The following is a 26,244-nucleotide window of genomic DNA, read 5'->3' as shown; positions in this document are numbered from 1 at the left end:
TGCTAGCCTGTCTCAGGTGTTCAGGGTGAACTCGGTAAATGAAGCTTCCGGTGGCTCATCTTTGCTGGCCGTCTCGTTGGCTCCCTGCGCCGGCCCATTGTTGAGCAGCCAGAGCAGATTGGTCGCCGAGTCCGCATTCGCCAGTGCTTCTTCCTGGGTCACCAGGCCGGCCTGTACCAGCGCCAGCAGCGCATATTCGAAGGATTGCGAACCGGGCGAGAGGCTCTTGTCCATCGCGTCCTTGATCGCGCTGAGTTCACCCTTTTCGATCAGGTCGGCGATGTAGCGCGTGTTCAGCATGACTTCGACCGCCGGCTGGCGCGTCCCGCCGGCCGCTGCGCGCACCAGGCGCTGCGAGACGATGGCGCGCGTGGCCGAGGCCAGGTCTTGCAGCAGGGCGGGGCGGTTCTCGACCGGGTAGAAGCCGATGATGCGGTTCAGGGCGTTATAGCTGTTGTTGGCGTGCAGGGTCGCCACCACCAGGTGGCCGGACTGGGCGTAGGCCAGGGCCGCGCCCATGGTGGCCTGGTCGCGGATTTCGCCGATCAGGATCACGTCGGGCGCCTGGCGCAGGCTGTTGCGCAGGGCCTGGTCGAAGTCGAGCGCGTCGCTGCCGATTTCGCGCTGGTTGACGATCGATTTCTTGTTCTTGAACAGGTATTCGATCGGGTCTTCCAGCGTCAGGATGTGGCCGCTGCGCCCTTCGTTGCGGTAGTCGAGCATCGACGCGATCGTGGTCGACTTGCCGGAGCCGGTGGCGCCGACGACCAGCAGCAGGCCGCGCTTTTCCATGATCAGTTCGGCCAATACCGGCGGCAGGCCGAGTTCGCCCAGCGGCGGGATCGTGGCCGGCACGAAGCGGAACACGGCCGAGATGCTGCCGCGCTGGCGGAAGGCCGAGAGGCGGAACCGGCCCAGGTTGGGAACCGAGATGCCCATGTTCAGTTCGTTGGTGCGCTGCAGTTCTTCCAGCTGGGCGGGCGTGGCGATTTCAGACAGCAGCGAGTCGATGTTGTCGGGGTCGAGCTTGTGCTGGTTGATCGGGATGAGGTTCCCGTTGATCTTGATGTGGACGGGAGAATTGACCGCGAAGAACATGTCCGACGCGTTTTTTTCTTTCATGAGCTGGAACAGGCGGTCCATGGGCATGTGGTATGTCTCCCGGGTGATGCTTTTGATGGTGCGGGTTCATGAGGCGGTGAACGCGTGGGCTCGGGGAGCCCACCCTACGTTACGCGGCGGCCGTGGAGCTTGCCAACGGCGGTGGTGCACCGTAGGGTGGGCTCTTGAGCCCACGCGTTCAACCGGCTCACGAGCAGCCGCGAAGCTTAAACCCCGCGCAGCAGCTCGTTGATGCCCGTCTTCGAACGTGTCTGCGCATCGACGCGCTTGACGATCACGGCGCAATACAGGCTGTACTTGCCATCGCTTGAGGGCAGCGAACCCGACACCACCACCGAACCCGACGGGATGCGGCCGTAGGTCACTTCGCCCGTTTCGCGGTTGTAGATCTTGGTCGACTGGCCGATGTAGACGCCCATCGAGATCACCGAGTTTTCTTCGACGATGACGCCTTCGACGATTTCCGAACGGGCGCCGATGAAGCAGTTGTCTTCGATGATGGTTGGATTGGCCTGCATCGGCTCTAACACACCGCCGATGCCGACGCCGCCCGACAGGTGGACGTTCTTGCCGATCTGGGCGCAGGAGCCGACGGTGGCCCAGGTGTCGACCATGGTGCCTTCATCGACGTAGGCGCCGATGTTGACGTAGGACGGCATCAGGACCACGTTCTTGCCGATGAAGGAGCCGCGGCGGGCGACTGCCGGCGGCACCACGCGGAAACCGCCTTTGGCGAAATCGTCGGCGGTGTAGTCGGCGAACTTCGTCGGCACTTTATCGTAGAACTGCATGCCACCGGCTTCGACCGGGACGTTGTTCTCGAGACGGAACGACAGCAGCACGGCCTTCTTGATCCACTGGTTGACGATCCACTCGGAACCCTCTTTTTGCGCCACGCGCAGGGTGCCCGCGTCGAGGCCGGCCAGCACTTCGGCCACGGCGTTGCGCACGTCGGCCGGAGCGGTCGATGGGCTGAAGTCCGCGCGCTGTTCCCACGCGGTGTCGATGATGTTCTGGAGTTGTTGGGTCATGATTGGGTTTCTCGTTTCAGGAATCTTTGCGAAGCGATTGGCAGAACTGGACGATGCGATTGGCTGCTTCCAGCCCTTCGTCGACGCCTGCCACCAGCGCCATGCGGATGCGGTCAAGGCCCGGATTGGTCCCGTGCGCGTCGCGCGCGAGGTAGGATCCGGGCAGAACCGTCACATTATATTCGGCGTACAGCCGGCGTGCGAAGTCGGTATCCGACAGCCCGGTCCTGCGCACGTCGGCCCACAGGTAGAAGCCGGCGTCGGGCAGTTCGACGTCCATCACTTCGCGCAGGAGCGGCGTGATGAGCTTGAACTTTTCCTTGTACAGCGTGCGGTTGTCCTGCACGTGGGTTTCGTCGTTCCAGGCCGCGATCGAGGCGGCCTGCACCACGGGCGACATGGCGCCGCCGCAGTAGGTGCGGTACAGCAGGAAGCGCTTGAGCAGGGCCGGGTCGCCGGCGACGAAGCCCGAGCGCATGCCCGGCACGTTCGAGCGCTTCGACAGGCTGGAGAACACGATCAGGTTGGCATAACTGTGCCGGCCGAGCTGGTGCGCCGCTTCCAGCGCCCCCAGCGGCGGCGCCGCGCCGGCATAGATCTCGGAATAGCATTCGTCGGCCGCGATCACGAAGCCGTGGCGGTCCGCCAGCGCGAATAGTTCGCGCCAGTCTTCCAGCGTCAGCACGGCGCCGGTCGGGTTGCCCGGCGAGCAGACGTACAGCAGCTGCACGCGCGCCCACACGTCGTCCGGCACGGCGCTGTAGTCGGGCGCGAAGTTGCGCGCCGGGTCCGAGTTGACGAAATACGGCGTGGCGCCGGCCAGGTAGGCCGCGCCTTCGTAGATCTGGTAGAACGGGTTCGGGCACAGCACCAGCGGATCGGGGCGGCTGGCGTCGACGACGCAATGGGCGATGGCGAACAGCGCCTCGCGCGAACCGTTGACCGGCAGGACCATCGTCGCCGGGTCCAGGTGCGGCAGGCCGTAGCGGCGTTCGAGCCAGCCGGCGATCGCGGCGCGCAGCGGCTCGCCGCCGACCGTGCTCGGATAGTTCGACAGGCCGGCCACCGCATGCATCAGGGCCTTTTCGATGAACGAGGGCGTCGGATGCTTCGGTTCGCCGATGCCGAGGCTGATCGGCGCGAGATCCGCATTCGGCGTCACGCCGGCGAACAGCGCGCGCAACTTTTCGAAGGGGTAGGGGTGGAGCTTGTCGAGGTTGGGATTCACGGCGGTCGAGGTAGAAACGCGAAACGACCATTATAAGCCGATAAATTGACCAAATAAGTCAAGCCAATAACTCTGGGCGTCGCGCCGCCGCCGGCACGCTTGGCTTCAAGCTTGCAGTGCCGCTTCGATCGTGTCCAGGGTCGCGCCCATCCGCACCGCGCGCACGCCGTTGCGCCCGGCGTCCTTGGCCGCGTACATGGCGCGGTCGGCGCAGACGAAAAATTCCTTGATATCGTCGAGCTGGGTCGGCACGATCGTGGCCACGCCCAGGCTGGCGGTGACCCAGCGCGAGGTCGACGAGCGCGGGTTCGGGATGTTGAGGGCCTCGACGTGGGCGCGGATCGCTTCGGCCAGCGCGCAGGCGGCCTCGAAGCCGGTCTCGCCGAACAGCAGCACGAACTCCTCGCCGCCGTAACGCGCGGCCAGGTCGGTGGCGCGCAGCGCATGCGACTGCAGCGCCATCGCCACCTGCTGCAGGCAGGTGTCGCCGGCGGCGTGGCCGAGGCTGTCGTTGTAGCCCTTGAAGTGGTCGACGTCGAGCACGATCAGCGACAGCGGCTCGCCGGAGCGGACCGCGCGCTGCCATTCCTTGTCCATGAAGCCGTCGAAGTGGCGCCGGTTGGCGATTTTGGTGAGCGGGTCGGCCAGGGCGGCGCGCTGCAGCGCGTTCTCGGACTGCTTGTGGTGGGTGATGTCGTGCAGCAGGGCGACGAACAGCGGCTGGTCGGCCGCCATCGGCGTCAGCGTGAAATCCATCGCGCGCAGGACGCCGTCGCGGCGGCGGATCAGCACTTCGCGGGCGCCGCGGCAGGCCGGGTTCGCTCCTTCAGCCATCTCCTGGCTGAACAGGTCGAGATATTCCTGCGCCACCGAGGGCGCCAGCAGGTCGTCGAGCGCGGCGCCGCTCAATTCTCCCGCCGCATAGCCGAGGTAGCGGTCGCAGGCGGGATTGGTGTACTGGATGCGTCCGGACGGCTCGATCACCATCAGGCCCTCGTCCATGCTGTCGACGATCAGGCGCAGGCGCTCGGCCTGCTGTTGCTGCGACAGGCTGGTGCGGCGGAACTGCAGCTGGGCGCGCACGCGGGCGCACACTTCGGCCAGGCGCAGCGGCTTGGCGATGTAGTCGGAGGCGCCGATGTCGAAGGCGGCCACGATGTCGTCGGTATCCGTCTTCGCGCTCATGAAGATGACGGGGATGTTGCAGGTACCCGGATGCGCCTTCAGGCGCCGGCACACTTCCATGCCGTCCATGCCGGGCAGGACGATGTCGAGCAGGACCAGGTCCGGCTGGGCGTGCTGGGCGATGGTCAGCGCCCGTTCGCCGCTGGTGGCAACGAAGGTCTGGTAACCCTGCTGGAGCATCATGGAACGCATCATCCCGAGCTGGGCAGGGGCATCGTCGACGATCAAAATGGCAGCCTGGCGCTTGCTTGCGGCCTGGGCGGGGACGGGAGTGGACATTGCGTGCGTCGTGGTGACGGGTGTGATCTCGTTCAAAATCATACCGCGATGTCGGTACAAGCGGGCAATTTTGTTGCTTGTTAGCCAGTTTTGTTTGTTGCAATACTGCAACCAGAAGAGGCGGCAATATGAAATTTCTGCACCAAGATGGTGCAAATTTGTAGGGTGGACGGGTCCCCCGTCCACGCGTACAAGTATTACAGCATCGCTGCGATCAAGTTGCCGAGGATCGCAATCCCTTCGCGAATCCGCTCCGGCGGCACCGTCACGAACGACAGGCGCAGCGTGTTGCGCTCGCCTTCGTTCGCATAGAAGGGCGCGCCCGGCACGAAGGCGACGCGCGCGGCGATCGCCGTGTCGAGCAGCTTCATGGCGTCGATGCTCTTCGGCAGGGTGACCCAGATGAACATGCCGCCATCCGGCCTGGTCCAGCTGACGCCTGCCGGGAAGTGCTCGTCCATCGCATCGAGCATGGCGCGGCACTGGTTGCCGTACAGGGTGCGGATGGTCGGAATATGCTCGTCGAGGAAGCCATCCTTGACCACTTCGTGCACCACCATCTGGGTCAGCTGGGCGGTGTGCAGGTCGGCTGCCTGCTTGGCCAGCTCGAGGCGGCGCACCAGCGGCAGCGGGGCGCACACGTAGCCGAGGCGGATGCCGGGCGTGAGCACCTTCGAGAACGAACCCATGTAGATGACGCCGTCCGGGTTCATGGCGACCATCTTCGGCATGGGTTCGCCCGAGTACGACAGGGCGCCGTAGGGATCGTCCTCGATCAGCGGCAGGCCCAGGCGCGCGCAGGTTTCCACCAGCTCCCGGCGGCGCGCGATCGAGAGCGAGCGGCCGGTCGGGTTCTGGAAGTTCGGGAGCGAATACAGCAGGCGGGCGCCGTCGGCCACGCTCTCGATCGAGGACGGCACCAGGCCGTCGTCGTCGGTGGCGACCGATGCGAACTCGGGACGGTAGACCGAAAAGGCCTGCAGCGCGCCCAGGTAGCTCGGCGTTTCGACCAGCACGCGGCTGCCTTCGTCGATCAGCACCTTGCCGATCAAATCGAGCGCCTGCTGCGAGCCCGACACCATCAGGATCTGCTCGGGCAGGATCTTCGTTCCTTCCGTCGACAGCGAACCGGCGATCCATTCGCGCAGCGGCGCGAAGCCATCGGTCGGGCCGTATTGCAGGGCGACCTTGCCGGTCTGCGACAGCACCTTGTCGTAGGCCGCCTTCATGCGCTCGACCGGGAAGGTCGCGGGCGAGGGCAGGCCGCCGGCAAAGGAGATGATCTCCGGACGCTGGGTGATCTTCAGGATCTCGCGGATGAACGAGCTTTGCAGGCCCTGCGCGCGTTCCGAAAACTGCCACTGGATGGGATGGGGATTCTCGATTTTCATGCTGGTCTCTCAGAAGGAACCGCCGGCTGGCCGGCCATGATGGGCGCTCGGTAAGCTGCCCGCGAAAAAAACCGGGCTTGTGGCCCGGCTCGTGAACGACAGTTATTACGCCACTTCGACGATCATTTCGATCTCGACGCAGGCGCCGCGCGGGATCTGGGCCACGCCGAAGGCCGAGCGGGCGTGCTTGCCGGCGTCGCCGAAGACGTCGCCGAACAGTTCCGAGGCGCCGTTGGTGACCAGGTGCTGCTCGGTGAAGTCCGGGGTCGAGTTCACCAGGCTCATCAGCTTGACGATGCGTTTGACACGCGTCAGGTCGCCGCCGCAGGCATCCTGCAGCGTCCCCATCAGGTCGATCGCGATCGCGCGTGCGGCGGCTTGGCCGTCGGCGGTGCTCTTGTCCTTGCCCAGCTGGCCGACGTTGACCGAACCGTCGGCGTTCTTGGCAATGTGGCCCGAGACGAAGACCAGGTTGCCGGTCTGCACGTACATGACGTAGGCGGCGGCCGGGGCGGCGGCGTTCTGCAGGGTGATGTTCAGTTCCTTCAGTTTGTCGTAGACGGACATGGTGTTCTCTGTAGCGTGGATGAAGCCGGTATTGTACGACTTGAAAGGTGCGCTGGACACTGGGGCACGAGGTATGTGCCCTGGGTAAGTACTGCGCGGGTGCAGGTTCAGCATCAGACTCCTCTTGAAAAGCGTAACGCTATCCCAATATTGCAACAATCCGTTCAACCGTATCGTTAACCAGAACCACAACGAGGAACAAGATGGCGCACGCCGAAAAAGAAACCCTTGGCTTTCAAGCTGAAGTCAAACAGCTGCTGCAACTGATGATCCACTCCTTGTACTCCAACAAGGAAATCTTCCTGCGCGAACTGATCTCGAACGCTTCCGACGCCGCCGACAAGCTGCGCTTCGAAGCGATCAACAACGACGCCCTGTACGGCAACGACCATGAGTTGAAGATCCGCGTCAGCTTCGACAAGGATGCGAAGACCGTCACGATCTCCGACAACGGCATCGGCATGAGCCGCGACGAAGTGATTTCGCACCTGGGCACGATCGCCAAGTCGGGCACCAAGGAATTCTTCTCGCGCCTGTCGGGCGACCAGCAAGCCGACGCGGCCCTGATCGGCCAGTTCGGCGTGGGTTTCTATTCGGGCTTCATCGTCGCCGACCGCATCACGGTCGAGACGCGCCGCGCCGGCGCCGAAGGCAGTGAAGGCGTGCGCTGGGAATCGACCGGCGAAGGCGATTACAGCGTCGAATCGATCGAGAAGGTCGGCCGCGGCACCGACGTCATCCTGCACCTGCGTGCGGGCGAGGAAGAGCTGCTGTCGAACTGGAAGCTGAAATCGATCATCCGCAAGTACTCGGACCACATCTCGCTGCCGATCCTGATGCAGAAGGAAGAGTGGGACGAAGAAGCGAAAGCCACCGTGCTGAAGGACGAATTCGAGACCGTCAACCAGGCCAGCGCGTTGTGGGCGCGCAACCGTTCGGACATCACCAAAGAGCAGTACGACGAATTCTACAAGCACGTTTCGCACGACTTCCAGGAACCGCTGACCTACACGCACAACCGCGTCGAGGGCCGCAGCGAGTATACCCAGCTGCTGTACGTGCCGAGCCACGCACCGTTCGACCTGTGGGACCGCAACAAGCGCGGCGGCATCAAGCTCTACGTAAAACGCGTCTTCATCATGGACGACGCCGAGCAGCTGATGCCGACTTATCTCCGCTTTATCAAGGGCGTGATCGATTCGGCCGACCTGCCGCTGAACGTCTCGCGCGAGATCCTGCAAGAGTCGCGCGACGTCAAGGTGATCCGCGAAGGTTCGACCAAGCGCGTGCTGGGCATGCTGGAAGAACTGGCGAACGCGGACGAGCAGGAAACCAAGGACAAGTACGTCACCTTCTGGAAGGAATTCGGCCAGGTGCTGAAAGAGGGCATCGGCGAAGACGCGACCAACAAGGACCGCATCGCCAAGCTGCTGCGCTTTGCCTCGACCCAGAACGATTCAAGCGATCAGACCGTCTCGTTTGCCGACTACGTCGCGCGCATGAAGGAAGGCCAGGACAAGATTTACTACGTCACGGCCGATAACTTCAACGCCGCGAAGAACAGCCCGCACCTCGAAATCTTCCGCAAGAAGGGCGTCGAAGTGCTGCTGCTGACCGACCGCGTCGACGAGTGGATGCTGTCGTTCCTGACCGAATTCGAAGGCAAGGAACTGACCTCGGTGGCCAAGGGCGGCCTTGATCTGGGCAAGCTGGAAGACGAAGCCGAGAAAAAGGAACACGAAGAGACCGAGACCCATTACAAGGAACTGGTCGAGCAGATGAAGGGCGCGTTGCTTGACAAAGCCAAGGACGTGCGCGTGACGCACCGCCTGACCGATTCGCCGGCCTGCCTGGTGGCGGACGAGCACGAACTGTCGGCCAACCTGGTGCGCATGCTGAAAGCCGCCGGCCAGAACGCGCCCGAGTCGAAGCCGATCCTCGAGATCAACCCGAACCACCCGCTGGTGACGCGCCTGAAGTACGAAGACGCGGCGAGCCCGCGCTTTGCCGACTGGTCGCATATCCTGTTCGACCAGGCGATGCTGGCCGAAGGCGGCAGCCTGGCCGATCCGGCGAGCTTCGTGAAGCGCCTGAACGAGATGCTGCTGGCGAAGTAAACGTTGTCGTTCAAATGAAAACCGGGCTGCGTGCCCGGTTTTTTTGTGCCTTGTCGGATGGTGAATGCGCCGCGAATGATCATCGTTTGCAAACGCGTGGGCACAGGTGCCCACCCTACGTTACGCGACAGCCGTTGGCAGAGGCGCACCGTAGAGGATGTGAAAAAAACGTCAGGGCAAGGCGCCGAGTCGAAGACAGTACGAGCGTACGGCGAGACGAGGCAACGCAGCCATGGCGATTTTTTCACATCCTCGTAGGGTGGGCTCCCGAGCCCACGCGTCATCACCGCATGAATTTCGCGCCGCCCCTTCGGTCCCCGAACGGCAAGCGCGCCGCGAGCCACACGAACATCGCCTCGAACCACCATTTGCGATGTTCGGTAATCTCCCCCGCCAGCCAGGTCGCCGAAAAGATGACGACCACCAGCGACAGGACGTCGACCGGATCCGAGCGCCGGTGCGGATACACGACCAGCCACACCCGCATCACCAGCGCGTGCACCAGGTAGAGCGTGAAGGTGTACGAGGCCAGCCAGCGCAGCGGGCGCTCCACGCGCAGCAGGGCGCGAAAATCCAGGTGCTTCGCGCACACGAAGTTGAGCGCCACCAGCATGCACACCAGGTAGTCGGCCAGGAAGCGGTCGGCGCTTTTCAGCTCCAGGGCGGCGAAGGGCCAGTACGCGTGCGCCAGCGCGCGCAGCGTGGCCTCGGTATCGCTCGCCTTGTACAGCGTCAGCAAGGCCAGCGACAGCGCCCAGCCGGCCAGGGCCAGCTGGCGCGCGATGGTGTGCTTTTTTTGCCAGTGGTAGGCGCCGACGCCGGCCAGCCAGACCGGCAGCAGCAGCCACAGTTTCGGGCCGACGAACAGCAGCAGCGAGCCGACGGCGACGATGCGGCGCGCGCCGCGCAGGTAAAAGGCGGCGCCGAACAGCACGTAATACCAGACCTCGTAGCCAAGCGACCAGTAGGGGGCGAGGAGCGGCGGCGGCTCGGAGATGGTCCAGAGTTCGCCCATGAACAGCAGGTGCAGCGGCAGGTAGAGCCAGGGCTTGCCGAGCTGGTAGTAGGTTCCCGGCGTGACAAACCCACCCCAGGTCAGCAGCAGCGCGGCGGCAAAGGCGAGCAGCAGCAGGGGCAGGGCGACCGAATAGATGCGCGTGCAGCGGGCGATGCAGTAATCGCGCAGCCCCGTGTTCTTGCGCTCGGTGGTGTAGGCGATCACGAAGCCGGACAGTACGAAGAACACCACCACCGATTCGCGCCCGAGGGTCAGCCACCATGGCTTGAACCCGGGCATGATCGCGCCGTAGGGCCCGAAATGACTGAGGACGACGAGCATGGCTGCGAGGAAGCGGCAGCCATCGAGGTACAGCGAGAACGTGCGCGGAAGGGAAGGGGCCGTAAGTGCCATCGGGATGCCGGAGTGTACAGCCGCCATCATAACCGCATACCTATCGGCAAGCTATTGAAATGGCAATTGTCTGTTCTACGTGCGCACTTGCGCCAGGAATTCCAGCAACAGCCGTTCGCCCTCGGGCCAGTCGCCATATCCGCTGTCGGCATTCACGTGGCCAGCGTCGCCGATCTCGACATAACGGCTGCCCCAGGCTGCGGCAAAGGCCTGCGCCCGTTCGCGCGTGACGAATTCGTCGTTCGTGCTGGCCACCACCAGGCTGGGAAAAGGTAAAGGTACCAGCGGCACCGGCGCGAAGCCGTTGCTGCCGATCGGGTAGGAAGGGGCCTCGACGTCGCTCGGCGCCACCAGGAAGGCGCCGGCCGCGCGCAGGGGCGAACAGGAAGCGGCCCAGTGCGCGGCCAGGATGCAGCCCAGGCTGTGCGCGACCAGCACCGGCGCGCCGTTGCAGGCGGCGACCGCCGCATCGAGTTCGGCCACCCATTCGTCGCGGGCCGGGTTGTTGAAGTCGCGGTGCGCGACCCGGCGCCAGTCGGGGTTACGCGCTTCCAGGTGCGACTGCCAGTGCTGCGGGCCCGAATCCCACAAGCCGGAAAGAATCAGTACGTCGCCATCCATGGAATCTCCTTTGTATTCAAGCCATTCTACATGGCCTGCTCGACAACATCCTTACAGCGCCGTGCGCAGCGCGAACAGCTCCGGGAACAGCACCACGTCGAGCATCTTGCGCAGGTAGCTGACACCCGCAGTGCCGCCGGTGCCGGTCTTGAAGCCGATGATGCGCTCGACCGTGGTCACGTGGCGGAAGCGCCAGAAGCGGAAGGCGGTCTCCAGGTCGACCAGCTTCTCGGCCAGTTCATACAGGCCCCAGTGCCGCTCGGGTTCCTGGTAGACGGCGAGCCAGGCCACCTGCACCGAATCGTCGTGCGCGGTCGGCTCGATCGGCGAGCGCGCCAGGCGTTCGGGCGCGATCGCGAAACCGGCGCGCGCCAGCAGTTGCACGGCTTCGTCGTAGATCGAGGGCGTGTCGAGCGCCGCGGTGAGGATCGCATGCGCCGGCGGGTTCTTTTCGTGCACCGCCAGCAGGGCCGCGTTCTTGTTCCCGAGGATGAATTCGAGTTCGCGGTACTGGTGCGACTGGAAGCCCGAGGAGGCGCCGAGATAGGGCCGGATGGCCGTGTACTCGGACGGCGTCATCGTCGCCAGCACGTCCCAGGCATGCACCAGTTGGTCCATGATGCGCGCCACCCGCGCCAGCATTTTAAAGGCCGGATCGAGTTCGCCGGCGCGCAGGTGCACGCGCACGGCGTGCAGTTCGTGCAGCATCAGCTTGACCCAGAGTTCGCTGGTCTGGTGCTGGATGATGAACAGCATCTCGTTGTGGTTCGGCGAGAGCGGGTGCTGGCTCGAGAGGATCTGGTTCAGGCCGAGGTAGTCGCCATAGCTCATCGACTCCTTGAAATCCATCTTGGCGCCATGCCAGTCGGCGCTTTTGTTCTGCTTGCTGTCCATGAGGGTCGGCTTTCAGGTCACGTTGCTGCGTTCGGCGGCCACGTCGTAATCGGCGCGGTCGAGGATATCCTTCAGGATCGCTACCGCATCCCAGACGTCGACGAAGCGCGTGTACAGGGGCGTGAAGCCGAAGCGCATGATCTCCGGCTCGCGGTAGTCGCCGATCACGCCGCGCGCGATCAGGGCCGCCATCACCGCATAGCCGTGCGGATGGGTGAAGCTGACCTGGCTGCCGCGCCGCGCATGCTCGCGCGGCGTGACCAGCCCGAGCGGGTGATCGGCGCAGGTCGCTTCCACCAGGTCGATGAACAGGTCGGTTAACGCCAGCGATTTGGCGCGGATCGCCGCCATGTCGGTCGCTTCGAACACTTCCAGGCCGCATTCGACCAGCGCCAGCGACACCACCGGCTGGGTGCCGCACAGCGCGCGGCCGATGCCGTCGGTGGGGGCGAAGCCATGCGCCATCGCGAACGGTTTGGCGTGGCTCCACCAGCCGGTGAGCGGATGCGCGAACTGCGCCTGGTGGCGCCGCGGCACCCAGATGAAGGCGGGCGAGCCGGGGCCGCCGTTCAGGTATTTATAGGTGCAGCCGACGGCGAAGTCGGCCTCGGCGCCGTTCAGGTCGACCGGCACGGCGCCGGCCGAATGGGCCAGGTCCCAGACGATCAGGGCGCCGCTCGCGTGCGCGTGGCGGGTCAGGGCCGTCATGTCGTGCTGGTAGCCGGTGCGGTAGTTCACGTGGGTCAGCATGACGACGGCGCAGTCGCCGTCGATCGCCGCCGGCAGCGCTTCCACGGAGTCGACCAGGCGTACGCGGTAGCCGCGCTCGAGCCAGTCGGCCAGGCCTTCGGCCATGTAGATATCGGTCGGGAAGTTGCTGCGCTCGGTAACGATGACGCGCCGTGCCGCATTCGGCCCTGCGGCCTGCATCTGCACGGCGGCGGCCAGCGCCTTGAACAGGTTGAGCGAGGTGGTGTCGGTGACGGCGACTTCGCCGGCCTCGGCGCCGATCAGCGGCGCCAGGCGTTCGCCCAGGCGCTTGGGCAGGTCGAACCAGCCGGCCGTGTTCCAGCTCTTGATCAGGTCATGGCCCCATTCGCGCGCCACCACCGCCTGCGCGCGTTCGAGCGCGGCGCGCGGGCGGGCGCCGAGCGAATTGCCGTCGAGGTAGATCAGGTCCGGCGGCAGGTCGAAGCGGTCGCGCAGCGGCGCCAGCGGATCGGCGGCGTCGCGGGCGCTGCAGCTGGCTCGGGTAATCGAAGTGTCGCTCATGCTGGTATCTATAGGAGAGTGGAGGGGCGGGCCGTTCGGGCGGCAGTGTAGCAAGAAAAAGCTGGGCGAAGAGCGTTGCCCGATGACGATTTGTTATCTTCCAAAGGGTGCTTACCTCACTTTGCATTTTTTTCAAATTATTTTGCTTTCAACCCTCAAGTTCAGGCGAGCGCTGCCGTAAAGGAGTCAGAGCCAACAAAACGGTGTCGAAAATTATTTCAAAAATAGTTCGACAACACCCTAAAGTTCCTCGCGATGCTGCCGTTAATGGTGCATCAGGCAAGAAAGAGTGCGAAAAATACTTCATAAGCACTCTCAAGTTCTGGTTTTGGTTGACGTAAACCAACACATGAACGCATTGCCGCACTGGGCAACTTGTTGATTCAGCGTAACTCAATCCCGTAGTACCGCCTCCTTTTTCATAGGAGCACACCCCTCATCAGCCCGGGTTTGTCAGACAAACTCCTACGGGCACACCCGCGTTTGCCGGACGCAAAATACAGCGTTCGTCCGATTCCCCAAATGTTTCTCTACAGTCAGAATCTATCTCACTGGCAACACACACGCTGCCAGGTTCAACGGAAGATGGAGAAGAAAATGACTGCAAACGACATGATGGCCGAGATCCGGGACGCCAACCTGAGCTACTTGATGCTGGCGCAGCAAATGATCCGCGCCGACAAAGTCACCGCCATTTTCCGTCTCGGAATTTCGGCCGACATCGCCGACCTGATCGAAGGCATGAGCAATGCCCAGATCCTGAAGCTTGCCGGCGGCAACATGATGCTGGCCCGTTTCCGCTTCGACGACACCGCCATCCTGTCGATGCTCACCAGCCACAGCAAGGACCGCGCCCTGGCGCAGTCGCACGCCGCCATCCTGATGGCCGGCCAGCCAGCCGAAGAAATCGCCTGATCGCTTTCGCCTGGCGTCGTTCTAAGAATTCCTTCCAAGACACATTGTAAAATCCCCGTTGAGCTTGCGCCCATAGTGTAGGATAGCTGTGACACAATCCGGAGCCGTGGGATGAGCAAAAAAAGCGTCGTATCTGAAGCGCAGGAAATCCAGCTAGCCATCGAGCTGATCAATTTAGGGGCTCGCCTGCAACTGCTCGAGAGCGAAGTCTCGCTGTCGCGCGAACGCCTCATCAAGCTGTACAAGGAACTGAAGGGAATGTCGCCGCCGAAGGGCATGCTGCCGTTCTCGACCGACTGGTTCCTGACCTGGCAGCCGAACATCCACTCCTCGCTGTTCATCAATATCTATAACTTCCTGGTCGAACATGCCGGCGCTTCCGGTGTCCAGGCGGTGATGAAGGCCTACCAGCTCTACCTCGAACAAATGCCGGCCGCGCCCGGCGAAGAGCCGCTGCTCTCGCTGACCCGCGCCTGGACCCTGGTGCGTTTCTTCCAGAGCAATATGCTGGCGCTGGCCCCGTGCGGCAAGTGCAAGGGCAAGTTCGTCGTGAATACCTTCGACCTCAACCGCGACTACCTGTGCGGCCTGTGCCACATGCCTTCGCGCGCCGGCAAGACCCGCAAAGCCAAGGATGCCGCCGCCCAGAGCGCCGCCGAAGCCGCGGTGCGCCAGGATGCCCAGGGCGAGGGCTGAGCGCGGCCGCCCGCGCTGACCGTGCCGCCGTGATCGCTCCACTGATGCATCTCCTGCGCGCGCCCAGCGTACGCGCACTCCTGTGCCAGCTCGCCGCCTTTCCGCTGACCCTGCTGGCGGTCTGGCTGCTCGCGCGCGCCGCCCTGCAACCGTCCTACCTGGCGGCGGCGCTGCTGCAGGGCGGGTTTGCCGCGTTACTGACCTGGCGCTGGCGCCTGGCGCCATGGTGGATCGCGATCTGCCTGCTGTTTCCGCTGGCCCTGTACGGCGCCAGTGGCCTCGACCTGCCGCCCTGGCTGTTCCTCGCCGTCTTCCTGTTCATGTTGGTGTTGTACTGGTCGACCTTCCGCACCCAGGTGCCGTATTACCCGTCGGGAAAAAGCGCCTGGAATGCCGTGGCCGAACAGCTGCCGCAGGGCAGGGCGGTGCGGGTGATCGACATCGGCAGTGGCCTCGGCGGCCTGGTCATGGACCTGGCGCGGCGCCGGCCGGATCTCGACGCCACCGGCATCGAACTGGCGCCGCTGCCCTGGCTGGCAAGTTACCTGCGCGCGCGCCTGAGCGGCAGCCGCGCCCGCTTCATTCGCGGCGACTACGAGTCGCTCGACTTCGGCAGCTACGACGCCGTCTTCGCCTACCTGTCGCCGGCGGCGATGACGGCGCTGTGGCGCAAGGCGCGGCGCGAGATGCGTCCGGGCAGCATGCTGATGAGTTATGAGTTCGCCATTCCAGATGCACAAGCACCCGTATCGCTCTATCTACAAGATACTGGTCGAACTCTCTACATATGGCACTTTTAGGCCACAGATCGGGCCTTTTTACTTGCCCATAGGCCATTCTCAAGCTATTGTTCCAGCTAATGTAGTTCCCCACGTAAATATTTTTTCTGAGATACATTGTCTCGGATCCTTGCCCGCGTCCGGCCCTCCCATCGATCGCTTTCTGGAGCACGTTCTTGTTAGTCATTATTGGTTACGTCATTGTCTGCGCGTCGGTGTTTGGCGGCTTCATCATGGCCGGCGGCCACGCAGCCGTGCTGTTCCAGCCGATCGAGTTGTTGATGATCGGCGGCGCGGCCGTCGGCGCATTCTTTGTCGGTAACAACAGCAAGTCGATCAAGGCGACCATGAAGGCGTTGCCCGGCCTGTTCAAGGGCTCGCCCTACACGCGCGACATGTACATGGAACTGATGTCGCTGCTGTTCGACGTGCTCTCCAAGGTGCGCAAGGAAGGCCTGATGTCGATCGAGGGCGATATCGAGTCGCCCGAAGCGAGTCCGCTGTTCTCGAAGTATCCGCTGGTGCTGGCCGACCACCACATCATCGAATTCATGGCCGATTACCTGCGCCTGATGGTGTCGGGGAACATGGACGCCTTCCAGATCGAGAACCTGATGGACAACGAGATCGAGACCCACCACCATGAAGGCGCGGTGCCGGCCCACGTGCTCGCCAAGCTGGGCGATGGCTTGCCCGCCTTTGGTATCGTGGCCGCCGTGATGGGCGTGGTGCACACCATGGAGTCGGTCGGCATCCCGCCGGCGGAACTGGGCATCCTGATCGCGAAAGCGCTGGTCGGTACCTTCCTCGGCATCTTGCTGGCCTACGGCTTCGTCGCGCCCCTGTCGGGCCTGGCCGAGCAGAAGCTGGACGAGTCGAGCAAGATGTTCCAGTGCGTGAAGGTGACCCTGCTGGCCAGCCTGAACGGCTATGCGCCGGCCCTGGCCGTGGAGTTCGGCCGCAAGGTGTTGTACTCGACCGAGCGCCCGACCTTCGCCGAGCTCGAAGAACACATCAAGAAATCGAAAGCGAAGTAAGCCATGGCCGATGAAGGAATGCGCCCGATTATCGTCAAGCGGATCAAGAAGACCGCGGGCGGACATCATGGCGGCGCCTGGAAGATTGCCTACGCCGACTTCGTGACGGCGATGATGGCCTTCTTCCTGCTCATGTGGCTGCTGGGTTCGACCTCCAAGGGCGACCTGGAGGGTATCGCCGAGCACTTCAAGAATCCGCTGAAGGTGGCGATGGCGGGCGGCGACGGTTCCGGCGACAGCTCGTCCATCATCAAGGGCGGCGGCACCGACCTCACGCGCCGCAACGGCCAGGTCAAGAAGGGCGACATGGAAACCAACAAGAAGACCTACGACCTGAACGACGCCAAGGCGGCGCTGGAAAAGGCCGAGGGCGAGCGCCTGCGCACGCTGAAAGCGAAGATCGAGGCAGTCATCGACGCCAATCCGACGTTGAAGAAATACCAGAACCAGCTGCTGCTCGACATCACCAGCGAAGGCTTGCGCATCCAGATCGTGGACGAGCAGAACCGCCCGATGTTCGCGCTGGCGAAAGCCACGCTGCAACCCTATACCAGCGACATCCTGCACGTGCTGGGCATGGTGCTGAACGACGTGCCGAACCGGATCGGCCTGTCCGGCCACACCGATTCGACGCCGTACTTCAGCGACGCCGGCTATAGCAACTGGGAACTGTCGGCGGACCGCGCCAACGCCTCGCGCCGCGCCATGGTCGTGGGCGGCCTGGCCGACGACAAGATCCTGCGCGTGGTCGGCCTGGCCGCGGCGGCGCCGCTCGACCGCGCCGACCCCTTCAGCCCGATCAACCGCCGCATCAGCATCATCGTGATGAACAAGCGTACCGAAGACGCCGTCATGCGCGACGCCGCTACCCTCGACGTGCCGGCCCAGGATGGCGCGGCGGCGGCCGAGGCCGTGGTGGCGGCGACGAAGTAAGCAGCAGCGACCGGAGGACAAGATGGCAAGAAAAAAAATACTGGGTTCGCACGTGAAGCGCCTGCTGTCGGGTGTGTCGGCGCACGGGCGGCGCCACCTGGCCGAAGTCGAGACCGACCTGCACCAGACCGAATTGCTGCTGGAAGAAGCGGTGGACAAGCTTACCAGCAGTTTCATGGCCATCCATGGCGCCGTCGGCGCGCGCCAGGACGCGATCGACCGCCTGCTCGCCGGCGCCACCCTGGCCCCTGAAGACGCGGCCCAGCTGGCGGCGATGTCGGGCGACGTCGGCACCCACGTCAACACGGCGATCACCAGCATGCAGTTCCAGGACATGACGAGCCAGCTGATCGCGCGTACCCTCAAGCGCGTGACCGGCTTGCGCGAATTCCTCGGCACGCTCGACGAACACGGGGCGGCCATCGGCCCCGACACGGACAGCGACGAAATCGTCGAGCGCCTGGGCAAGGTCAGCATGGCGCTGGCGATCCAGTCGCTCGAACTGCGCAGCGTGCTGCGCAAATCGGTCGAACAACAACACCTCGAAAGCGGCGACATCGAACTGTTCTGACGGTTCGCGTCCAACCCACATTCAAGCAATCCAAAAAAAAGCAGGAGCACAGCATGGCTAAAACAATTCTCGCGGTCGACGATTCAAGCTCGCTGCGCCAGATGGTGGCGTTCAGCCTGAAAGCCGCCGGCTACCAGGTGGTGGAAGCGGTCGACGGCCAGGATGGCCTCGACAAGGCGCGCAACCAGGTCGTCGACCTGGTCCTGACCGACCAGAACATGCCGCGCATGGACGGCCTGGCGCTGATCAAGCACCTGCGCGCTCTGCCCGAGTACCAGAAGGTGCCGATCCTGATGCTGACCACCGAATCCTCGGACGAGATGAAAGCGAAGGGCCGCGCGGCCGGCGCCAACGGCTGGCTGGTCAAGCCCTTCGATCCGCAGCGCCTGATCGAAGTCGTCAAGAAAGTGATCGGCTGAGGCGATGACGCAGCGCTTGCATGCGGTTCCATCCGGGGTTAGACCATGACGATCGACATCAGCCAGTTTTACCAGGTCTTTTTCGACGAAGCAGAAGAGCTGCTCGCCGAAATGGAACGGCTGCTGCTGAACGTGGACGTGGCCGCGCCGGACAGCGAAGACCTGAACGCCATCTTCCGCACGGCGCACTCGGTCAAGGGCGGCGCCTCGACCTTCGGCATCACCGACATGAGCGAAGTGACGCACGTGCTCGAGTCGCTGCTGGACCGTATCCGCAAGGGCGAGATGGCGCTCACCAGCGGGCACGTCGACGCCTTCCTGGCGGCGAAAGACACGCTCAAGATGCAGCTCGACGGCCACCGCAACGGCGCCGCCGTCGACCAGGACGCGGTCGCCACCGTGCGCATGATGCTGCACGACCTGTCCGAAGGGCTGGTGCCGGCGGCATCGATGGTTGCACCTTCCTTTTTGCACGCCGAACCGAAGGCGCAGACGGGAGAAGGCGCGCACCGCTACAAGATCGAACTCCCGGTCGTCGAGCAGCGCGACGTGAATGCGCTGGTCGACGAACTGGGTCTGATGGGCCGCGTGTCGGTGACCCCGCTCGAGGGCGGACGCAGTGCGCTCGTCATCACGACGCACGAGAAGCTCGACGACATCGTTGCCATCTGCTCCTTCGTGCTCGACCCGGACGACCTCAGGATTTTCGAGGCGCCGGCGCTGACGCCGCAGCAGCGCGCGCTCGAGGCGGCCGAACGCGCCCGCATCGAGGACGAGCAGGGCTACGGCTTCTTCGACCCGGCCGACGACGCGCCGGTGGCGCAGGCCGAGTTGTCCGACGAAGAGCGCGGCTACGGTTTCTTCCAGCCGATCGAACAGATCCGCGCGCTGGCCGGCGTCGATGCGCCGGCCGCGGCGGCGATCGCCGTCGAAGCGGTCGAAGCGAAGGCTGCCAGGAAAGACGACAAAGGCGCCGAAACGTCCTCGATCCGGGTCTCGGTCGAAAAGGTCGATCAATTGATCAACCTGATCGGCGAACTGGTGATCACCCAGGCGATGATCGAGCAGCGCTCCAGTAATCTCGACCCGATGCTGCACGAGCGCCTTCTGTCGTCGGTTTCCCAGCTGACGCGCAACACGCGCGAGCTGCAGGAAGCGGTGATGTCGATCCGCATGATGCCGATGGACTTTGTGTTCTCGCGTTTCCCGCGCATGGTGCGCGACCTCGCCGGCAAGCTCGGCAAGAAGGTCGATTTCATCACCCACGGCGCCGCGACCGAGCTCGACAAGGGCCTGATCGAGCGCATCGTCGATCCGCTGACCCACCTGGTGCGCAATTCCATCGACCACGGTATCGAGATGCCGGCTGCGCGTGCGGCCGCAGGCAAGTCCGAAGCCGGGCGTTTGTTCCTGTCGGCCGGGCACCAGGGCGGCAACATCGTCATCGAAGTGGCCGACGACGGCGCCGGCCTGAACCGCGAACGCATCCTGGCGAAAGCGGCGCAGAACGGCATCCCGGTCTCGGACAACATGCCGGACAGCGAAGTCTGGCAGCTGATCTTCGCGCCGGGCTTTAGTACGGCCGACGTCGTCACCGACGTCTCGGGGCGCGGCGTCGGCATGGATGTTGTCAAACGTAATATCACCGCGATGGGCGGCTCGGTCGATATCCGCTCGGCGCGTGGCTTCGGCACCACGATTTCCATCTCTTTGCCGCTGACACTCGCGATTTTGGATGGGATGACTATACGTTGCGGTGAGGAAATCTATATCCTTCCGTTAGGCTATGTCGTCGAGTCGCTGCAACCGCGCCGCGAAGACGTGCGCGACATTGCGGGGCGCGGCCAGGTGCTGAAAGTACGCGGTGAATACCTGCCGCTGATCGCCTTGCACGGCATGTTCGGCATCGCATCAACCGTGCAGGACCCGAGCGAAGGCATCGTCGTGATCCTGGAATCCGAAGGCAAGCGCGCGGCGCTCCTCATCGACGACCTGGTCGGCCAGCAGCACGTGGTGGTGAAAAACCTGGAAGCGAATTACCGCAAGGTGGCCGGCATTTCCGGCGCCACGATCCTGGGCGATGGCGGCGTCTCGCTGATCCTCGACGTGGCGGCGCTGGTACGCTCGTCGAGTCCTTTGCGCCAGCTCGCCGACGAGGCCATCGCCTCTTAACTGAATACATCACTAGGAATACAACCATGTCCATGAACCTTTCCCAAGCCACCGATGGCGCAGGCAGCGAATACCTCGCCTTTACGCTCGGCTCGGAAGAATACGGGATCGACATCCTGAAGGTGCAGGAAATCCGCGGCTACGAAGCCGTGACCCGCATCGCCAACGCGCCCGAATTCATCAAAGGCGTGATCAACCTGCGCGGCATCATCATCCCGGTGGTCGACATGCGCATCAAGTTCAAGCTCGGCACGCCGACCTACGACCAGTTCACGGTCGTGATCATCCTGAACATCGCCGGCCGCGTGATGGGCATGGTGGTCGACAGCGTCTCGGACGTGACCACGCTGACCCCGGACCAGGTCAAGCCAGCCCCGGACATGGGCAGCGCCTTCAGTACCGACTACCTGATCGGCCTGGGCACGGTCGACGAGCGCATGCTGATCCTGGTCGACATCGACCGCCTGATGTCCTCGGCCGAAATGGGCCTGATCGACAACAAGCTGGCTGCATAAGCCGCACGGCACCGAGCAGACAACCGCCGGCTTTAAACCGGCAACGAAACATAGGTAAGGCAAAGTGCCGTTACACACATCCGACACGGTCAAGGAATTTGACTTCACGCGCGCCGACTTCGAGCGCGTGCGCGCCCTGATCTACCGCCGCGCCGGCATCTCGCTGGCCGACAGCAAGCAGGAAATGGTCTACAGCCGGCTGGCGCGGCGCCTGCGCGCGACCGGCATCGTCTCCTTCGGTAAATACCTCGACGACCTCGAAGCAGGGCGCCTGGGCGAGGAGTGGGAGTCGTTCACGAATGCGCTCACTACCAACCTGACCTCGTTCTTCCGCGAAGCGCACCACTTTCCGCTGCTGGCCGAGCACGCGAACGCCTTGCGTGGGCGCGAACACGCGCCGCTGACGATCTGGTGCTCGGCCAGTTCGACCGGAGAGGAGCCGTATTCGATCGCGATGACGCTGTGCGAAGCCTTCGACTCGCTCACGCCGCCGGTGCAGATCATCGCCACCGACATCGACACCAACGTGCTGGCCACGGCCAGCGAAGGCATGTACGGCCTGGAGCGCGTGGAAAAGATGGACCCGGCGCGCCTGAAGCGCTTCTTCTTGCGCGGCAAGGGACGCAACGAAGGGATGGTGCGGGTGCGTCCGGAATTGCGCCAGTTGGTCACCTTCCGCCAGTTGAATTTGCTGAGCGACAGCTGGCCCGTGAATGGCCAGTTCGATGCGATTTTTTGCCGCAACGTGATGATTTATTTTGATAAGGAAACGCAGCGCAAGATCCTGGCGCGCTTCGTGCCGCTGATGAAACCGCATGCGCTGCTGTTCGCCGGCCACTCGGAGAACTTCCTCTACGTCTCCGATGCGTTGCGCCTGCGCGGCAAGACCGTTTATGAGCTCAATGAAATTCGCAACGACCGCCGCGTCTAGCCTGGAACACCATGCATTCGAATAGCCAGTTCGCCACCAACGTGTACTACGACCGCACCTTCGACTGCGACGCGGCCAAGATCCTGCCCGGCGAGTATTACTACACCGGCAAGAACATGCTGATCGTGACCGTGCTCGGCTCCTGCGTCTCGGCCTGCATCCGCGACCGCGTCACGGGCCTGGGCGGCATGAACCACTTCATGCTGCCCGACGGCGGCGACAGCGGCCCGGTGTCGGCCTCGATGCGCTACGGCAGCTTTGCCATGGAAGTCCTGATCAACGATCTGCTGAAAGCCGGCGCCCGCCGCGAGCACCTGGAAGCGAAAGTTTTTGGTGGCGGCGCCGTGCTGCGCGGCTTCACCGCGATGAATGTCGGCGAACGCAATGCCGCCTTCGTGATGCAGTTCCTCAAGATGGAGCGTATCCCGGTGCTGGCCGAAGACCTGAACGACATCCACCCGCGCAAGGTGTACTTCTTCCCGAAGACAGGCAAGGTGCTGGTGAAAAAGCTCATGCAAACCCAGAACGATACGGTGGCCAAGCGCGAACTCGACTACGCCAGGCGCCTGAAGGTCGAGCCGGTCGGCGGCGCGATCGATCTGTTCTGACCCTGTTTTGACTTGCCTGGAGACCCAATGAAAACCAAGGTCCTGATCGTCGACGACTCGGCCCTGATCCGCAGCGTGATGAGCGAGATCGTCAATTCGCAAGCCGACATGGAAGTCGTGGCCACGGCGCCCGATCCGCTCGTCGCACGCGAACTGATCAAGAAACACAATCCCGACGTGCTCACCCTCGACGTCGAGATGCCGAAGATGGACGGCCTCGATTTCCTGGAAAAGCTGATGCGCCTGCGCCCGATGCCGGTGCTGATGGTGTCGTCCCTGACCGAGCGCGGCTCGGAAATCACGATGCGCGCGCTGGAACTGGGCGCGGTCGATTTCGTCACCAAACCGAAGATCTCGATCGGCAGCGGCATGCGCGAATACACCGAGCTGATCGCCGAAAAGATCCGAGCCGCCGCGCGCGCCCGCGTGAAACGCACGGCGGTGAGCGTCGCCCCGACGGCGGCGTTGCCGTCGATGCGCAGCCCGCTGATTTCGTCGGAAAAATTGATCATCATCGGCGCGTCCACCGGCGGCACCGAGGCGATCCGCGAATTCCTGATGCAGATGCCCTCGGATTGCCCGGGCATCCTGATCGCCCAGCACATGCCGGAAGGATTTACCACCTCGTTCGCGCGCCGCCTCGATTCGCTGTGCAAGATCACCGTCTGTGAATCCGCCGGCAACGAACGCGTGCTGCCTGGTCATGCCTACATCGCGCCGGGACACTCGCACCTGCTGCTGGCGCGTTCCGGCGCCAACTACATGACCCGCCTCGAACAGAGCGAGCCGGTCAACCGGCACCGGCCTTCGGTCGACGTGCTGTTCCGCTCGGCGGCGCTGGCCGCCGGCAAGAACGCAGTCGGCGTGATCCTGACGGGCATGGGAAAAGACGGCGCTGCTGGTATGCTTGAAATGAAAAACGCTGGCGCCCAGAATTTCGCCCAGGACGAGGCCTCGTGCGTCGTCTTCGGCATGCCGCGCGAAGCGATCGCGATCGGCGCCGCCCACGAAGTGGCGCCGCTGACGGCCTTGCCGGGCCTGGTGCTCGGCCATCTGGCGGCACATGGCGGCCGAGCGTTGCGCGTTTGATCCGGATCGTCGGGAATCGTTGCGTTTCGGGTCTGTTTTATCGCCGTACGGCAACAAAAATGCTATCCTTGAGCTTGCTCGATGCTGCATATGCCAGCGACTCAAGCCACACTAACCATAGTAAAAGAATCAAACGGAGTATTTCATGGCTGATCCAAAGATGCGTTTCCTGGTTGTTGACGATTTCTCGACGATGCGCCGCATCGTCCGGAACTTGTTGAAAGAACTGGGCTACGCCAACGTCGACGAAGCGGAAGACGGCGTCATGGCGCTGGCCAAGCTGCGCAGCGAGCAATTCGACTTCGTGGTCTCGGACTGGAACATGCCCAACATGGACGGTCTGACCATGCTGCAAAACATCCGTGCCGATCCCGCGCTGGCCAAGCTGCCGGTGCTGATGGTCACCGCGGAAGCGAAGAAGGAAAACATCATCGCGGCGGCCCAGGCCGGCGCCAGCGGCTACGTGGTGAAGCCATTCACCGCCGCGACGCTCGACGAGAAGCTCAACAAGATCTTCGAGAAAATGGAAAAGGCCTGATCATGGTCGAGCCGATCGCCGCAGTTGCCGTGGATGGGGTCGCACACGACGAAGTCCTGGTCCGGGTAGGCCACATGACGCGCGCGCTGCACGACAGCCTGCGCGGCCTGGGCCTCGACAAGCTGGTCGAAAAAGCCGCCAGCGACATTCCGGATGCGCGCGACCGGCTCGATTACGTGGCACGCCTGTCCGAACAGGCCGCCAGGCGCGTGCTCGACGCCACCGATACGGCCAGTCCCTTGCAGGATGCGGTCGAAAGCCGCAGCGCCGAGGTGCGCACCGCGTGGCAGGCGCTGCTTGATGCAGACAATGAGGGCGCCGGCGGCGAGGCCGACTGGCGCGCCCTGGCCGAACGCACGGTGGCGACGATGGCCGAGAACGAACGGGCCGCGACCGCCACCCGCGCCGAGCTGATGAATATCATGCTGGCCCAGGACTTCCAGGACCTGACCGGCCAGGTGATCGGCAAGATCACCTCGATCGCGCAAGACCTGGAAAAGCAGCTGGTGCAAGTGCTGATCGATTTCGCCCCGAGCGAAATCAGGCGCGAGCTCGACAGCGGCCTGCTGAACGGTCCGCAGATCAAGCCGGAAAACAACACCGACGTGGTGGCCAACCAGGGCCAGGTCGACGACCTGCTCGACAGCCTGGGGTTTTAACAGCAACTTGAGTACCGGCGGCATCCAGCCGCTTCTGTATTAGCGCGGGCACGTCATGCATCACACCAACTATATTGTCCGCGAACCGCTGCTCGATCCGGCGCAGCGGGTCATCGGCTACGAACTGCTGTGGCAGAGGAGCGGCCAGGCCACGCCCGACGCCGACCTCGAGCAACTGGTCGCCTTTGTTGCGGAATACGTCAATCACGACGAGCACGGCTGGCTGCTGCGCGACAAGAAGCTGTTCCTCGACGCCGTCCCCGCCATGCTCTCGACCGACGCACTGTTCAACCTGCCGCCCGAGCACACGGTATTGAGCCTGCAGGCACGCCACCTGACCGACCGCGATGCGCGCGCCGTGGTGCAGGCAGTGCGCGCCGGCGGCGTCGGCATCTCGTTGCGCGGGCTCGACGTCAAGCACCTGACCCCGGCGCTCGCGCCCTACGCCTCGCACGTCGAAATGCGTTTTGCCGGCATCAACGTGGCCGAGCAGGCGCGCACCTATGCGGCCGCGCGGCAATCGGCGCTGCGCATGGTCGGGCGCCCGGTCACCAACTGGATCGACTACGACGCCTGCGCCGCCCTCGGCCTCGATGCCTTCGTCGGCAAGCTGCACCTGACCCCGCGCCCGGGCAATCCGGTCAAAGGGCTGAACCCGGCGCAGACCATCATCCTGCAATTGATGCAGATGGTGCAGAACAACGACGACATTCCCAAGCTCGAAAGCGTGCTGAAACGCGACCCGGCGCTTACCTATAAGCTGCTGCGCAACATTAACTCGGCCGGTTTCGGCGCCGGGCGCGAGGTGCAGTCGATCCGCCAGGCCATCAGCCTGATGGGCTACGCGCCGCTGTACCGCTGGCTGACCATGCTGCTGGCGAGCGCCAGCGCCAGCGGTTATTCGCCGGTGCTGATGGAAACGGCCGTGGTGCGCGGACGCCTGACCGAACTGCTGGGTTTGCATACGCTGCCGAAAGGCGAGGGCGAACACCTGTTCGTCGCCGGCATGTTCTCGCTGCTGGACCGGCTGCTCGGGCTGCCGATGAAGGACGTGCTGGAAACGATCCCGCTGCCGCCCGAAGTCGTGCGCGCGCTGATGGCGCGCGAGGGGATGTACGGGCCTTACTTGGCGCTGGCCGAGGCGTGCGAGCTCAGTTCGAACCTGGTCGGTGCGCTGGCCGGTTCGCTCGGCCTGACTCCGCTGGAAGTCAACAAGGCGCACCTGTCGGCGCTGGCGTGGGCGCAGGCGGTGACGCAGTAGGGC

The 26,244-nt window shown here is 63.8% G+C and carries 26 protein-coding genes; 16 read left to right on the top strand and 10 right to left on the bottom strand.

All coding sequences use genetic code 11. From position 1 onward, the window contains the following. Window positions 1-12 precede the first annotated feature (12 nt). The 6 genes from IFT60_RS13020 to IFT60_RS12995 all read right to left on the bottom strand — a co-directional run bounded on the left by IFT60_RS13020 (window position 13) and on the right by IFT60_RS12995 (window position 6,803). A complete protein-coding gene (locus IFT60_RS13020; RefSeq protein WP_192052393.1) occupies window positions 13-1,149 on the bottom strand; it encodes a PilT/PilU family type 4a pilus ATPase in 1,137 nt (378 codons plus the stop codon). 179 nt (window positions 1,150-1,328) lie between these two features. Next, window positions 1,329-2,153 (bottom strand): 2,3,4,5-tetrahydropyridine-2,6-dicarboxylate N-succinyltransferase, encoded by an 825-nt coding sequence (gene dapD / locus IFT60_RS13015; protein WP_192052392.1) that lies wholly within the window; start codon window positions 2,151-2,153, stop codon window positions 1,329-1,331. A gap of 16 nt (window positions 2,154-2,169) precedes the next feature. Further along, window positions 2,170-3,381, bottom strand: coding sequence for a succinyldiaminopimelate transaminase (gene dapC, locus IFT60_RS13010; protein ID WP_192052391.1), 1,212 nt, complete (start codon window positions 3,379-3,381; stop codon window positions 2,170-2,172). A 105-nt stretch (window positions 3,382-3,486) separates the two neighbouring features. Then, on the bottom strand, window positions 3,487-4,845 hold the full coding sequence (locus IFT60_RS13005) for a diguanylate cyclase (protein ID WP_192052390.1): 1,359 nt from the start codon (window positions 4,843-4,845) through the stop codon (window positions 3,487-3,489). 197 nt (window positions 4,846-5,042) lie between these two features. Further along, window positions 5,043-6,236, bottom strand: a complete 1,194-nt coding sequence (locus IFT60_RS13000) for an aminotransferase-like domain-containing protein (protein ID WP_192052389.1) — start codon at window positions 6,234-6,236, stop codon at window positions 5,043-5,045. A gap of 105 nt (window positions 6,237-6,341) precedes the next feature. After that, window positions 6,342-6,803, bottom strand: coding sequence for a RidA family protein (locus tag IFT60_RS12995; RefSeq protein ID WP_192052388.1), 462 nt, complete (start codon window positions 6,801-6,803; stop codon window positions 6,342-6,344). A gap of 203 nt (window positions 6,804-7,006) precedes the next feature. Here IFT60_RS12995 and htpG point away from each other — a divergent pair, with 203 nt between their 5' ends. Continuing rightward, the gene (gene htpG, locus IFT60_RS12990; RefSeq protein ID WP_192052387.1) at window positions 7,007-8,920 is read left to right on the top strand and encodes a molecular chaperone HtpG; all 1,914 of its coding nucleotides are present in this window, start codon (window positions 7,007-7,009) and stop codon (window positions 8,918-8,920) included. 283 nt (window positions 8,921-9,203) lie between these two features. On the opposite strand, the gene IFT60_RS12985 is transcribed toward htpG, so the two are convergent. The 4 genes from IFT60_RS12985 to kynU form a co-directional block, all read right to left on the bottom strand. Further along, the gene (locus IFT60_RS12985) at window positions 9,204-10,331 is read right to left on the bottom strand and encodes an acyltransferase family protein (RefSeq protein ID WP_192052386.1); all 1,128 of its coding nucleotides are present in this window, start codon (window positions 10,329-10,331) and stop codon (window positions 9,204-9,206) included. A 75-nt stretch (window positions 10,332-10,406) separates the two neighbouring features. Then, on the bottom strand, window positions 10,407-10,952 hold the full coding sequence (locus IFT60_RS12980) for an RBBP9/YdeN family alpha/beta hydrolase (RefSeq protein ID WP_192052385.1): 546 nt from the start codon (window positions 10,950-10,952) through the stop codon (window positions 10,407-10,409). A 51-nt stretch (window positions 10,953-11,003) separates the two neighbouring features. Continuing rightward, window positions 11,004-11,846 (bottom strand): tryptophan 2,3-dioxygenase, encoded by an 843-nt coding sequence (gene kynA, locus IFT60_RS12975; protein ID WP_192052384.1) that lies wholly within the window; start codon window positions 11,844-11,846, stop codon window positions 11,004-11,006. Window positions 11,847-11,858: 12 nt separating this feature from the next. Then, a complete protein-coding gene (kynU, locus tag IFT60_RS12970) occupies window positions 11,859-13,118 on the bottom strand; it encodes a kynureninase (protein WP_192052383.1) in 1,260 nt (419 codons plus the stop codon). 597 nt (window positions 13,119-13,715) lie between these two features. Between kynU and flhD the strand changes: the two genes are divergently transcribed. From flhD to IFT60_RS12895, 15 genes are all read left to right on the top strand, one after another. After that, window positions 13,716-14,033 (top strand): flagellar transcriptional regulator FlhD, encoded by a 318-nt coding sequence (flhD, locus tag IFT60_RS12965; protein ID WP_047826184.1) that lies wholly within the window; start codon window positions 13,716-13,718, stop codon window positions 14,031-14,033. Window positions 14,034-14,144: 111 nt separating this feature from the next. Further along, the gene (gene flhC / locus IFT60_RS12960) at window positions 14,145-14,729 is read left to right on the top strand and encodes a flagellar transcriptional regulator FlhC (RefSeq protein ID WP_192052382.1); all 585 of its coding nucleotides are present in this window, start codon (window positions 14,145-14,147) and stop codon (window positions 14,727-14,729) included. Between the two features lie 44 nt (window positions 14,730-14,773). Beyond that, window positions 14,774-15,529, top strand: coding sequence for a class I SAM-dependent methyltransferase (locus IFT60_RS12955; RefSeq protein WP_192052381.1), 756 nt, complete (start codon window positions 14,774-14,776; stop codon window positions 15,527-15,529). A gap of 155 nt (window positions 15,530-15,684) precedes the next feature. Continuing rightward, entirely contained in the window at window positions 15,685-16,545 is an 861-nt protein-coding gene (gene motA / locus IFT60_RS12950) for a flagellar motor stator protein MotA (protein ID WP_192052380.1), read from the top strand. A 3-nt stretch (window positions 16,546-16,548) separates the two neighbouring features. Continuing rightward, entirely contained in the window at window positions 16,549-17,478 is a 930-nt protein-coding gene (motB, locus tag IFT60_RS12945; RefSeq protein WP_192052379.1) for a flagellar motor protein MotB, read from the top strand. Window positions 17,479-17,500: 22 nt separating this feature from the next. After that, window positions 17,501-18,049 (top strand): chemotaxis protein, encoded by a 549-nt coding sequence (locus tag IFT60_RS12940; RefSeq protein WP_192052378.1) that lies wholly within the window; start codon window positions 17,501-17,503, stop codon window positions 18,047-18,049. Window positions 18,050-18,102: 53 nt separating this feature from the next. Then, window positions 18,103-18,468, top strand: coding sequence for a response regulator (locus IFT60_RS12935; RefSeq protein WP_192052377.1), 366 nt, complete (start codon window positions 18,103-18,105; stop codon window positions 18,466-18,468). Window positions 18,469-18,513: 45 nt separating this feature from the next. Next, window positions 18,514-20,640 carry a chemotaxis protein CheA gene (cheA, locus tag IFT60_RS12930; protein WP_192052376.1) on the top strand — a complete coding sequence of 709 codons (2,127 nt, stop codon included), beginning with the start codon at window positions 18,514-18,516 and terminating at the stop codon, window positions 20,638-20,640. A 26-nt stretch (window positions 20,641-20,666) separates the two neighbouring features. Next, on the top strand, window positions 20,667-21,155 hold the full coding sequence (locus IFT60_RS12925; protein WP_192052375.1) for a chemotaxis protein CheW: 489 nt from the start codon (window positions 20,667-20,669) through the stop codon (window positions 21,153-21,155). 64 nt (window positions 21,156-21,219) lie between these two features. Then, complete coding sequence (locus IFT60_RS12920; protein ID WP_192052374.1) at window positions 21,220-22,086, top strand: CheR family methyltransferase; 867 nt, start codon at window positions 21,220-21,222, stop codon at window positions 22,084-22,086. A gap of 11 nt (window positions 22,087-22,097) precedes the next feature. Then, on the top strand, window positions 22,098-22,694 hold the full coding sequence (gene cheD, locus IFT60_RS12915; RefSeq protein ID WP_192052373.1) for a chemoreceptor glutamine deamidase CheD: 597 nt from the start codon (window positions 22,098-22,100) through the stop codon (window positions 22,692-22,694). 27 nt (window positions 22,695-22,721) lie between these two features. Next, complete coding sequence (gene cheB / locus IFT60_RS12910; RefSeq protein ID WP_192052372.1) at window positions 22,722-23,783, top strand: protein-glutamate methylesterase/protein-glutamine glutaminase; 1,062 nt, start codon at window positions 22,722-22,724, stop codon at window positions 23,781-23,783. A 145-nt stretch (window positions 23,784-23,928) separates the two neighbouring features. Beyond that, window positions 23,929-24,321, top strand: a complete 393-nt coding sequence (gene cheY, locus IFT60_RS12905) for a chemotaxis response regulator CheY (protein ID WP_192052371.1) — start codon at window positions 23,929-23,931, stop codon at window positions 24,319-24,321. Between the two features lie 2 nt (window positions 24,322-24,323). Then, the gene (gene cheZ, locus IFT60_RS12900) at window positions 24,324-24,980 is read left to right on the top strand and encodes a protein phosphatase CheZ (protein WP_192052370.1); all 657 of its coding nucleotides are present in this window, start codon (window positions 24,324-24,326) and stop codon (window positions 24,978-24,980) included. Between the two features lie 55 nt (window positions 24,981-25,035). Continuing rightward, window positions 25,036-26,241, top strand: coding sequence for an EAL and HDOD domain-containing protein (locus IFT60_RS12895; protein ID WP_192052369.1), 1,206 nt, complete (start codon window positions 25,036-25,038; stop codon window positions 26,239-26,241). The last annotated feature ends 3 nt before the right edge of the window (window positions 26,242-26,244 follow it).

Source organism: Massilia sp. CFBP 13721 (assembly GCF_014842025.1).
In the GTDB taxonomy this organism is placed as follows: Bacteria; Pseudomonadota; Gammaproteobacteria; order Burkholderiales; family Burkholderiaceae_D; genus Telluria.
The sequence above is the reverse complement of the archived record's forward strand: the minus strand, read 5'-3'. Positions and strand labels throughout refer to the sequence as shown.